Origin of the sequence: Mesorhizobium sp. WSM2240 (assembly GCF_040438645.1) — a bacterium.
GTDB lineage: Bacteria > Pseudomonadota > Alphaproteobacteria > Rhizobiales > Rhizobiaceae > Allomesorhizobium.
The window spans coordinates 732,949-746,578 of sequence record NZ_CP159256.1 but is presented as its reverse complement, the minus strand read 5'-3'; the positions used below and the strand labels follow the sequence as shown (position 1 = coordinate 746,578).

10 protein-coding genes and 1 pseudogene are annotated in these 13,630 nt (G+C 60.7%); 7 read left to right on the top strand and 4 right to left on the bottom strand.

Annotated features, from left to right (window positions below; translation table 11 throughout):
• The first annotated feature begins 2,576 nt into the window (after positions 1-2,576).
• The 7 genes from ABVK50_RS33090 to ABVK50_RS33060 all read left to right on the top strand — a co-directional run bounded on the left by ABVK50_RS33090 (position 2,577) and on the right by ABVK50_RS33060 (position 9,379).
• Positions 2,577-3,689 carry an RHE_PE00001 family protein gene (locus tag ABVK50_RS33090; protein ID WP_353646519.1) on the top strand — a complete coding sequence of 371 codons (1,113 nt, stop codon included), beginning with the start codon at positions 2,577-2,579 and terminating at the stop codon, positions 3,687-3,689.
• Between the two features lie 339 nt (positions 3,690-4,028).
• Positions 4,029-6,107 carry an ATP-dependent helicase gene (locus tag ABVK50_RS33085; RefSeq protein ID WP_353646920.1) on the top strand — a complete coding sequence of 693 codons (2,079 nt, stop codon included), beginning with the start codon at positions 4,029-4,031 and terminating at the stop codon, positions 6,105-6,107.
• A 28-nt stretch (positions 6,108-6,135) separates the two neighbouring features.
• Positions 6,136-6,849, top strand: a complete 714-nt coding sequence (locus ABVK50_RS33080) for a DUF2161 family putative PD-(D/E)XK-type phosphodiesterase (RefSeq protein ID WP_353646518.1) — start codon at positions 6,136-6,138, stop codon at positions 6,847-6,849.
• Positions 6,774-7,274: a KTSC domain-containing protein gene (locus ABVK50_RS33075; RefSeq protein WP_353646517.1), complete on the top strand. Its 501-nt coding sequence runs from the start codon at positions 6,774-6,776 to the stop codon at positions 7,272-7,274. Before ABVK50_RS33080 ends, ABVK50_RS33075 begins: the two co-directional genes overlap by 76 nt.
• 494 nt (positions 7,275-7,768) lie before the next feature.
• Positions 7,769-8,197 (top strand): MerR family transcriptional regulator, encoded by a 429-nt coding sequence (locus tag ABVK50_RS33070; RefSeq protein ID WP_353646516.1) that lies wholly within the window; start codon positions 7,769-7,771, stop codon positions 8,195-8,197.
• Entirely contained in the window at positions 8,133-8,552 is a 420-nt protein-coding gene (locus tag ABVK50_RS33065) for a carboxymuconolactone decarboxylase family protein (protein ID WP_353646515.1), read from the top strand. Before ABVK50_RS33070 ends, ABVK50_RS33065 begins: the two co-directional genes overlap by 65 nt.
• Positions 8,549-9,379 (top strand): NHL repeat-containing protein, encoded by an 831-nt coding sequence (locus ABVK50_RS33060; RefSeq protein ID WP_353646514.1) that lies wholly within the window; start codon positions 8,549-8,551, stop codon positions 9,377-9,379. The genes ABVK50_RS33065 and ABVK50_RS33060 overlap by 4 nt, the downstream gene beginning before the upstream one ends.
• A 366-nt stretch (positions 9,380-9,745) precedes the next feature.
• On the opposite strand, the gene ABVK50_RS33055 is transcribed toward ABVK50_RS33060, so the two are convergent.
• From ABVK50_RS33055 to ABVK50_RS33040, 4 genes and pseudogenes are all read right to left on the bottom strand, one after another.
• Positions 9,746-10,351 carry a recombinase family protein gene (locus tag ABVK50_RS33055; protein WP_353646513.1) on the bottom strand — a complete coding sequence of 202 codons (606 nt, stop codon included), beginning with the start codon at positions 10,349-10,351 and terminating at the stop codon, positions 9,746-9,748.
• A 237-nt stretch (positions 10,352-10,588) separates the two neighbouring features.
• Entirely contained in the window at positions 10,589-11,737 is a 1,149-nt protein-coding gene (locus ABVK50_RS33050) for a metallophosphoesterase (protein ID WP_353646512.1), read from the bottom strand.
• An 82-nt stretch (positions 11,738-11,819) separates the two neighbouring features.
• Positions 11,820-12,206 carry a DUF1232 domain-containing protein gene (locus ABVK50_RS33045; protein WP_353646511.1) on the bottom strand — a complete coding sequence of 129 codons (387 nt, stop codon included), beginning with the start codon at positions 12,204-12,206 and terminating at the stop codon, positions 11,820-11,822.
• Positions 12,207-12,412: 206 nt separating this feature from the next.
• Positions 12,413-13,593: pseudogene (locus ABVK50_RS33040) on the bottom strand (Nramp family divalent metal transporter).
• Positions 13,594-13,630: the final 37 nt, after the last annotated feature.

Here is a 13,630-nt window from a genome sequence, read left to right as displayed (position 1 = left end):
CTACTTGCTCCCGGATATCTGCGCTTATTTTGACGCCCACGCAAAAAATGCGCTGATCCAATTGGCCAGATTCGGGCGCGCTTGGCAAACGCTTTAAAGTTAAGCAATTGTTAACAACGCCACAAACTGCGATTTGCAAATTCCCCTTCGGCAATTTCTTGCTCGCAGTGGCGGCGGCTCTTTTTTGCAAGCAATCTTGCAATCGCGGCACAGGCTCGTCTCACCTGCTGATCAATGTGCGGACATTGTCGCCGGGCCGCTGCCGGCAACACGAACAAGGGATGGACGCTCAGTTTGAGATTCGACTGTCGAAAGGTGTCAATTTGCCTCCCCTTCTTTGAGAGTTTCAGTAAGCAATCCCGCCCACGCCGAGCCGCGGCCAATGCGTAGACAGTTCTTGTATTCGCAATCGCGGGAGCCACCCCCCTCCCCCGGGGCCGACCATCATAACGGCCAAGGGATTTCGCGGCGTCTGGCGTCATTTTGCGAGCGCGGTCTGCCGGGGCTGCTATTGGCGAGTTGCACATGTACAACCGAGGTTCACCTGGTTTCGGTCGACAAGTTGGCGAGATCTCTTGCTTCCAAGTTGCACATGTACAACCAACCAATACACCATCCGGCACAGAGGTCTGCGCTCCATCGCCGAAGAACTCCCAACCCCGCGTCGCTGACACATGCATCCGCCGCGCCGTGTGCAAATCCAGTCGCTGGTTGCCGGACGCTTGCGAAGCCCCGGCGGGCAACTTGGTTGAAGTTCGCGGATTTCCTGGCAGTCCTCCAATACTCCGTCCTCCCCGCCGCTTTGGCTGCTCGTGAGAACATGTGAACCGGTTGCACATGTACAACCGACCAGCACCATCGGGCGGAGAGCCCTGCGTTCCATCGCCGAAGAACTCCCACCACACCACCGGCACATGCATTCGCCGCGCCGTTCGCAGAACCAATCGCTGGTCCGCCAGCAGCTGAGTGCTTACGAAGCCCGTGGGGGGGCAAAATTGGTTGAAGATCACGCATTTCCTGCAATCCTCTGATGCTCTGCCCTTCCTGCGGCCTTGGCTGCCCTAAGAGCGTGTGAACCGGTTGCACACGTACAACTCGGCGTCCCGTCGGTTTGCGCGTATCGCCTAATCGCTGCCGCTTCATCTGCGCGAATTGACTGAATTGGACGATCCCAGCAGCACGCAGGAAACGTGGTCATCATAGGCGATCACCCAGCGCTTTGACGCCAAACCGCAAGCAATGCCTTCGTGAGCGTCATCCTTCACGGATCCATCGCGCCGCAGCGCATTTTGCCGTTTCGCTGGGCAAAGGTGAGGGCCTAGAGGTCGTTGCCTAGCTGGGAGCCATTCAGCGGCCCGGATTGGGCAAGAAAAGTGACCAATTGCTTCGCCACCGACGCACATACCTGAACTTCAATAAGTCCGACCGTTAAGGAGAGGGGACCTGCGATGCCGATCCAACCACGACTATGGATATCGCCAGCGCGGCTTCTGCTCATGACCAATTCCCTTGCCCGCCACCGGGGCGCGATCCGGTCTTCCCCGGACGCCAAAGAGAGTTCACGGGCGCATGAGCCGGCGAGGGAACGTGCTAGTGCGACCGCCTCCAGGTGCGGTTTGGCGCGTCTCATGAAAACCAGCATTTTCAGGCATGTCTTCGGACAACGCGGTTGCGGACGACCGTAGTGCAGGGGAGGGGGGGAGGGGATCGGATCAAAAAATGCGGTTCCTGGCCCAACGAAAGGCGCGACTCACTTAGGGCGGAGGCGGAACACCGCACGGTCCGGCCGCTCGCGCTGTTATCAACAGCTCGGCATCAGGCGCCCGAACCCCAATGTCGCGGGCATAGCGGAGGCTGCGACCTGTTTCGGCACCGATTTCGCCTCTGAGCGCTGCTCTGCAGGCATCTATAACACCTTGATGTCCAGGCCCTCGTTGAGCAGGCATGTCCATAAGCAGGATGTGAGCGCGTGAGACCGCTCCTACCGGGGCCAAAAGGCAGAGACCAACAAGCATGAACGGGCGCAGCAAACCGCTCCCATTGAACCTCCATATGCCAAAGAAAGCCCAACAGCTGGATGCCGATGTTTGCCGGGCCAGCGCTCCTAACGTCCGACTGCGCGCCCCAATTCCTTAGGCAGCGACAATGCCCTTGTTCATTGGGAAGGCGGCTGGCCAGCATCTCTTGAGGGCAGGCCGGAAAGCAGGCCGCCAGAGCCCGTGCTCCTGCCAGGCCACACGGCCTCCGGCCGGATGGAGTTCGTTGCCCTGGGGATCAGGTGCATGGTCTCGAGTCGAGAACACGGTATAACCAATGAGCCGGGTGCCGAGGGCAGGGCTGGCATTTGTCGTTTTGAGCTGTTTCCGGGCTTTTGTAACGATAAAAGGTGTGCCAAACTAAACGCATAAAAGCGTGGCAGCGCGCGTTTGCCGGCAGTCCGCCTATCACAGAGGGACGCGAACCCCGGCCGGCAATTCATCGTAACCGACGGATAGCGCCTCGAAATAACGACCCCGCTGCAAGTCAACCTAACAACGATATAGCTTGACGATAGCGAATCCGCTACAGTCAAAACAATGACTTACGATATTGGCAAACTGCCCCTTGAAACTTTGATCGGGCGCGTCGTCCGCGCTACCGAGGTTTTGTCCCGCCTGGATGAGCGGCTGGCCCGTTCGCCGGTACGGGATGGCTTCGTCGAGCGCCAACATTTCGCGGACGCAGCAGCCGCACTCTGGATCGAGGGCGAGCTAGTCCATGTGGAGGACCTCGTCCTCCACGATGCCCACATGGACATCCGAACTCCGACTCACGAACTCACCCGGGCGCATGCGGTCCTTCGCGCCCGCCGTCAAATATTTACCCGTGCACCCGACTGGGCACTGAGCGGGGAGGGCCTGCGCCGGTTGACGGGCCGGGGTCCTCCGGTGGAGGAGGTGCGAGGCGTCCGGGAAGGGGCTCTCGCAGCCAATGTCGAGGCCGGAGAGACTTCAGAGCAGGAGGACGATCTGCTCGCAGAGGAATTAGCCGCCATCGATGCAGTGCTTGAGCGTTCAACGAAGGTGCTTGACGGTGCAGAGCGCGCCCACGTCAGAAAGATGGGGCCGGCGGAGCGTCCATCGCTGATCTACGATCTCGACTGGGATGAGGACGCGCGCCTTGCCGAGTGGCAGGCGATGGCTACCCAGACGCGCGAGTTGCCGACTGTCCTTCGTGCTGCACTCCTGCTGGAGTCATGGGCCCAGATCGAGGTGCTGCAGCACGCCGGCTGGCTCGGGCCGCTCCTTGTTGCGGCGCTGCTGCGTCGTGAAGGCGTGACTACCAACTATCTCACCTGCCTTCACCTCGGCGCCCAAAAGGTTCCCCGTGATCGCCGTTGCGCACGAATCCGCACCGACCGCCTGTTGGCCCTTCTGGACGTCATGTGCGAGGCGGCGCTCGCCGGACTAAAAGAGCACGATCGGCTGATGCTGGCGCACGCTCAGATGGAACGTCGGTTGCGGAATCGCCGCGCCAGCTCCAGGCTTCCCGGTCTCGTCGAGCTTGTGCTCTCCCGTCCGTTCGTCTCCACCGCCATGATTCAGGAGACGCTGAAGGTCTCGAAACAGGGCGCACTCAATCTCGTCGGCGACCTCCGCCTGCGCGAGATGACGGGCAGAGGACGATTCCGCGCGTGGGGAATCGTATAGGGCGCAACGAGCGCGCTGGATTGAAGCGCTCACGAGCCGCTTTGGCGTTTATCATGCCTCCGGAGTCACATCGTGAAGGCATCGGATCTGACGCGGTTGATGACGCCTTCCGGTCACCGGCATCGAAAGACGCAAATCCCGGCGGGCGCGGCGAATAGGCGACCACAGCCGTCGTCATGTTGAGGGCCTATGCCTCGCCTTGAGACGATTGATCCGTCATGGTGCAACAGATTGTTTGCAAGCGTTCCACGAGCGTCCGGCGCGTCGGTGGGGGTCCAAGGTGGTCAATCCTATCGACTAGGGATTGCGAACGAAACAGAAACAATGCTCCATGCTGGGATGAACATCGCAGCGCGTGATTCAAATTTCCGGCAACCCTATCTGGCCAAGCTGAACGCCGGACAGCGGACCGCGGTCGAACATGGCGGCGGCGCCATCGCCGGGCCTCTGCTGATCATTGCCGGCGCCGGATCAGGCAAGACCAACACGCTTGCGCATCGTGTTGCGCATCTCATCGTCAATGGCGCCGATCCGCGGCGCATTCTGCTGATGACCTTTTCGCGGCGCGCTGCGGCGGAGATGACGCGCAGGGTGGAGAGGATCGCCGCCGAGGTGCTGGGCGACAAGGCGTTGATTGTCTCCGACGGACTGAACTGGGCTGGCACGTTCCATGCGATCGGCGCGAGATTGCTGAGAGACTATGCGCCGGATATCGGCCTGGATCCGGCCTTCACGATCCACGACCGGGAGGATTCGGCCGACCTGATGAACCTCGTTCGGCACGAGCTTGGCCTCTCCAGGACAGAAAGCCGCTTCCCGGCCAAGGGCACGTGCCTTGCCATCTATTCGCGCGTGGTGAATTCGCAGGAGCCGCTGGACGAGGTCCTGCGCAGGAGCTTTCCCTGGTGCCGGAACTGGACCGCGGAGCTGAAGCAGCTGTTTGCCGGCTATGTCGAGGCCAAGCAGGCCGAAAGCGTGCTGGATTTCGATGACCTCCTGCTCTACTGGGCCGAGATGGCCAAGGAGGGGGCAATCGCGGAGCATCTCGGCGCGCACTTCGATCACATCCTGGTCGATGAGTACCAGGATACGAACCGGCTTCAGGCATCGATCCTACTTGCCCTCAAGCCGGATGGCGCCGGTCTGACCGTAGTTGGCGATGATGCCCAATCGATCTATTCGTTCAGGGCCGCGGAGGTCCGCAACATCCTGGAATTCCCGCGCCAGTTTGCCCGTCCGGCAGAAGTTGTGACGCTTGACCAGAATTATCGGTCGACCGACGCGATCCTTGCGGCGGCGAACGCTGTCATCGGCGAGGCCGCCGAGCGCTTCACCAAGAATCTGTGGACCGAGCGCAGGTCGGCGGAAAAGCCAAGGGTCGTCACGGTGCGAGACGAAGCCGATCAGGCAAATTTTGTCTGTGAGACGGTGCTGGCCGAGCGGGAAGCTGGAACCGCACTCAAGGCGCAGGCGGTTCTGTTCCGGGCGTCGCATCACAGCGGTCCGGTTGAAGTCGAGCTTGCCAGGCGAAACATCCCGTTCGTGAAATTCGGCGGCCTCAAATTCCTGGATTCTGCGCACGTCAAGGACATGCTGGCTGTGCTCCGTTTCGCGGAAAATCCGCGTGATCGCGTGGCCGGCTTTCGCGTTCTCCAGCTTTTGCCGGGCGTGGGACCATCAACGGCTGGCAACATCATCGAAACCTTGGGGCAGTCGCTGGATGCCGTGATCGGTCTCTCGGCCGCCCGCATCCCGCAACGAGCCGAAGCGGACTGGCCGGATTTCGTCGAGCTTTTCACCGGTTTGCGGACAGGATCATCCTGGCCTGCCGAACTTGAGCGCGTTCGCCTGTGGTATGAGCCGCATCTCCAGCGCATTCATGAGGACGCGACAGCGCGTCGTGCGGACCTCCTGCAGCTCGAGCAGATCGCTGCGGGCTATCCTTCGCGCGAACGCTTCCTGACCGATCTCACGCTCGATCCACCCGACGCGACGAGCGACCAGGCCGGTCCCCCGCATCTCGACGAGGATTATCTGATCCTCTCGACCATCCATTCGGCGAAGGGCCAGGAATGGAAAAGCGTGTTCGTCCTGAATGCGGTGGATGGGTGCATTCCCATCGACCTCGCGACTGGCGAGGAGGCTGATATAGAAGAGGAGCGCCGGCTTCTTTACGTGGCAATGACTAGGGCAAAGGACAGCCTGCATCTCATCACGCCGCAGCGCTTCTATACACATGGCCAGGCATCGCGTGGCGATCGCCACGTCTATGCGTCGCGCACCCGCTTCATCCCCACTTCGATCCTGCCGAGTTTCCAGCAGGTGGCGTGGACGGATCGCCGCGAAAGCAGGCCCGGAGCGGCAAGACCTGACATCCGTGTCGATCTCGGGGCCCGGATGCGCAGTCGCTGGAAGTAGAGGGACCGAAGATGCCATCGACTGACCCATGTTTGAGACTTCGCTCTACGCACCGGTGAAACAATTTCTCGAACGCCTCGGTTTTACCGTGAAGGGGGAAATCGGCGGATGCGATCTGTTGGCGGTGAGCGGAGACTCCCCGCCCGTTGTGGTCGTGTGCGAACTCAAGCTTCAGTTCAATCTGGAACTCGTGCTGCAGGGCGTCGACCGAATGGCCGCCGCCGATGAAGTCTGGTTGGTGGCAAGGATGTCGGCTCGCGGAAAAGGCCGAGAGAGTGATGTCCGGTTTCGAAATCTGTGCCGCCGCCTCGGAATAGGCCTGCTCGGCGTCACTGCGTCTGACGATGTGGAGGTATTGCTCAGCCCGGCTGCTCCTTTGCCGCGTCGCGATCCTAAACGGCGTTCCCGGCTGGTCGACGAGCATAAGCGCCGCCAGGGGGATCCGGTCGCCGGCGGCGGCTCGCGAAACCCGATCATGACGGCCTATCGGCAGGAGGCCTTGGCGTGCGCGGCAGCTCTGGCCGATGGCCCGAGGCGGCCACGAGACCTGCGGCCTGATCTGCCGAATGCCTACAAGATCCCGCGCCGGAACGTCTATGGTTGGTTCGTCAGCATCGAGCGCGGCGTTTACCAGCTCACTCCGGCAGGCCATCAGGCGCTGCTCAGATGGCCGCCGTCGTTGCAAGTCGAGAAGCAAGGAGAGGCGCCCGAGGCACATGCGGCATCTTCCGTCGAGGCCTGACCAGCCCCGACCTCCATTTGCAGAAGCGCGATGGCTCAAGAGGCCGTCGCCCGGGAACTTCGGTGGGCAGCGAGGGTTGGTGTGTGAAGCCCTTCGCGAACTATGACATGCCCTCGACTTCAATACGCAAGGCTGAATATGACCCGGTTACGCGGACGCTGGCGGTCTGGTTCGTCGCCAGCGGCAAGCGATACTATTACGTGAATGTGCCGCCAGAAATTTACACTGCCTTCCGGCAATCCTTCGCAAGGGGCAAGTATTCAACAAGGAGATCAGAAACAGGTTTCCGTACCGCGAGGCGAGGAAAGCACAGTTCCCTGGCGAAAGCAGCGCTGGTTAGCGGGAGGGCAGGCACTGCCAACTGCATCAGCGACGACCAGAGTGGAAGCAGCTTGGCTCCACCAATCACACCCTTACCTACCTGACTTTCAATGTTCTTTTATGACAAGCCGTTCTCTTTCCCACTGGAGCGCACCTATAGCTCCGCTGAAGGTCCGCTTCTGGAATTCGCCAACTTTGACCTGCCGGTCTGGTTACGGCCCGGTCTTTCGTCCGGCGAGCACTGAACGAACGGCAGGTTCCGGCGGCGGAAGCGGCCCGAACGGCAAAGATGGGGTCGATTCCTGCCGGGCTACTTGGAATGATCGCTTCTTCGGCGCGAAATGACCGGGAGGGGTGTGGAGAGCGGTCTGGCCGGTTTTATGCCGGGTGAAGGAAAGCTGACACAAGGCGCTGTTCTTAGATGTCGCAAAAGTCTCGCGCGACTTCGATTTTTTGCGCTGACTTCTGCGACAGGGTGCCCCGAAATCAGCGCTTCCGAGTTTTGTCGCGAATCTTAGGATTTCCGCGGCACCACCTCTTGACTTAGAGTGCACTCTAACTTGTAGCTTTCCGTGCGTCGTGACGAAAGAAGGCGTTCATGAAGATTGGCGAACTGGCGAAGCGTTCGGGACTGTCGGCCCATACTATCCGTTACTATGAGCGGATCGGGCTGCTTCCCCATGCCGACAGGGACCGATCGGGCCAACGTGACTACGACGCATCAATCCTGATCTGGATAGAATTTCTCGACCGTCTGAAAACGACCGCCATGCCTATCCGGGAAATGCTGCAATACGCGGCCTTGCGGGAGCGCGGCGTCGGCACGGAAGCGGAGCGCAGCGCGTTGCTCGAACAGCATCGCGAGCGTGTCCGCGCGCAGGTGGCCGAACTGCAAGCCTGCCTTCTCGTCCTCGACACCAAGATTGCCGGATATGCCGGCAAGGATCAGAGGATGAAAGACTATGACGCACCAATCCCCCAACGTCGGCGAAAGCCGGCTGGAGCGCGGCAAGCGAGCGCTCGCTGAAATCGACGGCGAAGCCGGCAACAATGTCATTGCCGCTCTGGCGGATATCGCCCCCGACTTCGCGCGCTACGTGTTCGAATTTCCATTTGGCGACATTTACAGCCGTCCTGGCCTCGATCTGCGCGCCCGCGAAATCGCCACCATCGCGGCTCTAACCGCGATGGGAACCGCAACCCCGCAACTAAAGGTCCATATAGAGGCGGGCCTGAATGTCGGACTGACGAAGGACGAAATCACTGAAATCGTCATGCAAATGGCGATCTATGCGGGCTTTCCTGCGGCACTCAACGGGCTGTTTGCGGCGAAGGAAGTATTCGCCGCCCGGTTTCCCGTCCAGCAGGGGGAAGCGGCATGATGAACCTTCTTCGCTCCTTGACTGCTGCCGGCGCTCTCGCAATCGTCGCGATTTCCGGCTCCCCGATTGCAGCTCCGACTGCCGCAAACGCAAACCCGGCCACGCCTGAAAAGCTCTGGGACGGCTTCAGCTCGCCGGTCGGCATGGCCTTCGACGCTGCGGGGAACCTATTCGTGGCGGAATGGGGCGCCGGCCGCGTCTCACGCATCGACCCTGCCGGGAATCGCACCACCTTCGCGGACGTGCTTTCCGGTCCTTCCGGCCTGACGATCGGCCCCGATGGCACGATCTACGTTGCATCCTATTCGCGCGATGAGGTCTATCGTTTCACGCCGGCAGGAGAACGCAGCGTGCATGTGAGCGGCCTTGCGACGCCCGCCGGGCTTAGTTTCGACAGGTCAGGCCGGCTGCTGATCGCCAACCGCCGCACCAACCAGATCCTCACCGTGACCGGGAATGGCGATCTGGAACCCGTCATCGACGGCTTGCAAACGCCGGTCGGGGTGGTCCAGACGCCAGACAATGGCTATGTCGTGTCCAACATCGGCGGCGGGGTTACGATCCTGCGCCCGGATGACACGCGCATCGACGCCGGCGAGGCGTTCGGCACGCCCGGCCCTGGCGTAGCAATGACGAAAGACGGCCGCGTGTTCGTGGTAGATTATGGCGGAACGACCGTGCGGGAAATTCTGCCGAATGGACAATCCCGTGCCGTCGCGGACGGGCTGCGAAGCCCGGTCGGCTTGGTAATCGCTCCTGACGGGGCCTCTTTGCTCACCGCCGCTTGGGGCGATGGAACGATCTATCGGATTCCGATCTCAAACTAGGTTGGGTGGTCGCAAGAAATTCCCAAAACGTGCGACAATTCTGCGCCTTTTCTACGATAAGTGTGATCCATGCTGCCACCAGCCGCCCGCAACGCCTGCTTTCAGAGCGGTCGCTCCGAGTGATCAACGACCGCAACGGGGCCGTCAGCTGAACGGCGGCCTGCCCAATTCCTCGGCCAGAACCGGACGGGCAGCAAACGGCCCCGAACGCGTCATCCGGTGGTCCATTCAGCAACGACGGTTCATGGCGTTCCTTGCTCGTTCGAGGACCTTCGCGATCGGGTCGCTCCCCACCCTTGGCGGCCATATTCTCCCGAGTGATCGGTAGATCTTCGGCCCATGGCGGAAGAGCCAACCCTCCCGTGCTTATTCCTCGCGAACCGGTGAACCCATCATGTTGGCCGCTTTCGCTTTCATCCGTGCCTGTGGGAAGTAGTCGTAGAAGGTCACACGGCTGATGCCCAACCGACGCGCGATTTCTGCCACCGAGATGTCACCGGCAGCCAGCATCGCCCTGGCGGCTTTTTTGTCATCCTCGGTGAGCTTGGGCTTGCGGCCACCTTTCCGGCCGCGCGCCAGAGCGGCCTTGGGGCCTTCCATGGTGCGCTCTCGATTGAGGTCCAGGAAATACTCGGCCATGGCACCGTGGATCTGCAAAAAGAAGCGCCCTTGGGCGCTCTCGCTGTCCAGCTCCTCGGTCAGGCTTTGGAACTTGATGCCATCGGCGCGCAGCTTATCGATCGTGCGCATCATTTCCACCCAGGAACGGCCTAGGCGGTCGAGCTTCCAAACGACCAGGATATCCTCTGGCCTGAGATAAGCGAGGGCCGCTTCCAGCTCTGGACGCTTGCTTCCCGCCTTGCCGGACTTCCTTTCTTCGAAAATCTTCTTACAGCCGGCGCGCTTGAGCGCGTCCCGTTGCATGTCGAGATTCTGATCGGCGGTAGAGACCCGGGCGTATCCAATCTTCATGTAAGGATATTTCTCGGGTACCGTTTTCCTGGCAATAGATTTGCTAACATATTTTCCTTACATGTTTGCCGCTCTCCGGGGCCTCGATGGGAGAGGCCTAACAATGTGTAAGGAAAACGGTCAATTGTCGCGTATGGGGCCTGTTGCGCAATTTGATTGCGCGGCGTTTTCGCAGAGCCTGTTTGCTGCGCGGCCCGCGTTGAGTTTTTCAAGGGGCTGTCACCGCACCGCGGCGCCTCAGCTACCTGAGCGGCTATTGAAGGCGTTGGTAAACTTGACCTCGCCATCGCCGCCAACTGCTTCGGCGAATGCGACGTCCAAATAGTCGTCCGCGACATGCACCACGGCGAAGCCGCCCATGAACGCGGCTTTGGGCTTAAACAGATCCAATGTGCCGCGTCGATAGATCATGGCCGTCTCATGCTGATGGCCGTGGAAAATGCCTATGACATTGTATTGCGCGATAACCGAATAGAGTGCTTGGCGCTCTGCATCGCTCCACCAATGCGGCGGGCCGGACCCATCCTCGTCAAAAGTCCGCCTGACCGGATCCCATCGTTCCGTCGAGAATTGGTCCCAGCCGTAATGCTGGAACAGCACGACTGGCCTGCGGTCGGCAGCGTAGGTGGCGAGGTCGTTCTTGAGCCAGGGCAGGCCGCTGAGTGCGCCTTTCGTGGTGTCACCCGCGAAGCGGTGCGCCTGGATCAGATGGAGTCCGCCCCAGTCCCACGAGTAACTGTCGGACGCAACGTCGTAATTTGACACCGGCACCGGCGGCTTGAAAAATACCGTCGGGCGGTGATTGAGTTCGACATAGTCCCGCAGTTCTCGTCGATACCAGTCGACCTGAGGTTTTGGGCCGTCTTGATCCAGGTCGTGGTTGCCAAGACCGGTGTAAACCGGAAAATGGATACGGTCGGGACCGACACCCTGCTGGTAGCGCTGGCTGAACTGGCGAAGCTGCGAGCCCTCGCCGGGTATCGCGACCTGACCGCCGCCGTCGTCGGTCATGTCGCCCCCGATGATCACGCCGAGCGGCTCGGCGATCTTGCGCCCCGCACCCATAAGCCGCGTCGCGGCCCCGTCAAGTTGCTCCGGCCAACTCTCCTTTGAAATGCGATTGATCGCCGCAATGTGGCGAAGGAGGTTTGCGTCCGTCTTGCCCTCATTCGCGCAATTAGGGCTCAGGCCGCTGGCCATGCGGCAAGCGTGCACGTCGGCGGCAAAGACGAATGTTGCGTCGGTTCGGGGCCGTTGTGATTCATGTGATGCACCCTGACCCCAGGAGACTTGCGGGAACATGGCCGCCGCTCCAAGGCCGCCAAGCAATTGCGTCACTACCGCACGTCTGGATGGAGGGGAATGTCCGCCGCCGCGTTCGTTCATCGTTTTCCCTCCTATGTATGCATTCAATTGCAGGGGTTGGAGCAAAGCGACGTGATTTTGGGTAGTGGGTCAATTTGAAATTTCAGCCCGCCCGATTAGGCCAGAATAGCAAAACCAGCCATGCCGCGACGGACAACCAGATTGCGAGGATCACGGCCAAGCCGCTGACGCTTTTCGGGCGGTCTTCGCGGCGGATAGCATCTTGTCGAAATTCATCCATCAGCGGTGCGGGAATGAGATTTACCACCAGCAGGATGCCGAGCGGAAGCATGATCACTTCATCCAAGTAGCCAAGCACCGGTATGAAGTCGGGTATCAGGTCAATTGGACTGAGCGCATAGGCGGCAACCGCGCCAGCCGCCAGTTTCGCATACCAGGGCACGCGCGGATCACGCGCGGCTATCCAAAGCGCCACCACGTCCCGTTTAACGCTTCGCGCCCACGCCTTGATAGACGCAAGAACGGTCACGCCGCCGACCGCTTGGTGTAAGGCTCACGCTTCATTGGCGTTTTCGCCTCCTTCGCTTCTGGAGTGCTTGTCGGTCACGGTCTAAACATGGCATGCGAAAAAAAGCCTATTGTGATCGGGCTGAGATTTCAAACTGACCAATTACCGATTTTTGCGACACCTTGTCGGACTGGGCTGCGGCGGATCAGCCGTGCAATCAGTTCTGGTCATAAGATGGTCGCCAGCAGAACGATGTTCATGGCGACGATGACAACAACGACGACCCACCCGAGAAGGATGGTTGCTCGTCGGTTCACCAGATCGCCCATGATAGACGGCCGGCTCGTGAAAAGGACAAGCGGTATCAGCGCCAATGCGATGCCGAAGCTGAGGATCACCTGGCTCAGCACGAGAACCCGCGTCACGTCGAAGCCAAGCAGGATGACTACGAAGGATGGAGCCATGGTAACCGCGCGTCGGACGAAGAGAGGAATCCGGAAGCCGACGAAACCTTGCATCACTTCCTGGCCGGCAAGCGTGCCAACAACGGTCGAGGCCAACCCAGCGACGATCAACGAAAGACCGAAAATGTGCGCCGCGAATGGGCCGAGCAGCGGCTCCAGCGTCTTGTAGGCGGTCTCGATCTCCACGATGTTGGAGTGGGCGGGATGGAAGACCGTCGCGGCCATTGCGAGCATGGCGAGATTGACGAAACTTGCGACTGTCATGGCAATGCCGATGTCCCAGCGACTCCACCACCAGAGGCTGCGGCGTGAGGTGGCGGTGAAGCTCCGCGCATCCGAGCGGCTCAACGCGGAGTGCAGGTAGATCACGTGTGGCATCACCGTGGCGCCCAAGATGCCAGCTGCCAGGTAGATGCTTTTTTCCCCTGCCAGTTCCGGGACGACCGCGCCCCTGATGATCGCCATAGGCGCGGGATGGCTCAGGATCAGTTCGAGAACGTAGACTGCGGCAACCATCGCCAGCATGGAGCCGATCACCAGTTCGAGCGGCTTCAGCCCCGCAGCTCGATCGAGAGAATGGCCCAGCTGATGATTCCCGTCAGAATGGCTCCCTGGAGGAGGGTGACGCCGAACAGCAACTCGAAGCCGAGCGCGGCTCCCACGAATTCGGCGAGATCGGTAGCGACAGCGAGAATCTCTGCCTGGATCCAGTAGGCCCAGTTGGCCCAGGGTGGCAGGTGCGCATGCAATACCTCCGCAAGACTCGATCCCGTGGCCAAACCGAGCTTGGACGATAACAGCTGGACGAGCACGGCGATCAGATTGGCCCAGACGATGACCCAGAGCAGCATGTCGCCATGTTCGGCGCCGGCCTGGATGTTCGTGGCGTAGTTGCCGGGATCGATGTAGCCGATGGCGGCAACGAAGGCCGCGCCAAGAAACAGCCGCCTTGGGGAGGCGCTGCGTGCGCGTCGCGGCGAG

Excerpts from the sequence above, each read along its gene's own strand:
- ABVK50_RS33090 (WP_353646519.1), top strand. The coding sequence starts at position 2,577 with ATGACTTACGATATTGGCAAACTGCCCCTTGAAACTTTGATCGGGCGC.
- ABVK50_RS33085 (WP_353646920.1), top strand. The coding sequence starts at position 4,029 with ATGAACATCGCAGCGCGTGATTCAAATTTCCGGCAACCCTATCTGGCC.
- ABVK50_RS33080 (WP_353646518.1), top strand. The coding sequence starts at position 6,136 with ATGTTTGAGACTTCGCTCTACGCACCGGTGAAACAATTTCTCGAACGC.
- ABVK50_RS33075 (WP_353646517.1), top strand. The coding sequence starts at position 6,774 with ATGGCCGCCGTCGTTGCAAGTCGAGAAGCAAGGAGAGGCGCCCGAGGC.
- ABVK50_RS33070 (WP_353646516.1), top strand. The coding sequence starts at position 7,769 with ATGAAGATTGGCGAACTGGCGAAGCGTTCGGGACTGTCGGCCCATACT.
- ABVK50_RS33065 (WP_353646515.1), top strand. The coding sequence starts at position 8,133 with ATGACGCACCAATCCCCCAACGTCGGCGAAAGCCGGCTGGAGCGCGGC.
- ABVK50_RS33060 (WP_353646514.1), top strand. The coding sequence starts at position 8,549 with ATGATGAACCTTCTTCGCTCCTTGACTGCTGCCGGCGCTCTCGCAATC.
- ABVK50_RS33055 (WP_353646513.1), bottom strand. The coding sequence starts at position 10,351 with ATGAAGATTGGATACGCCCGGGTCTCTACCGCCGATCAGAATCTCGAC.
- ABVK50_RS33050 (WP_353646512.1), bottom strand. The coding sequence starts at position 11,737 with ATGAACGAACGCGGCGGCGGACATTCCCCTCCATCCAGACGTGCGGTA.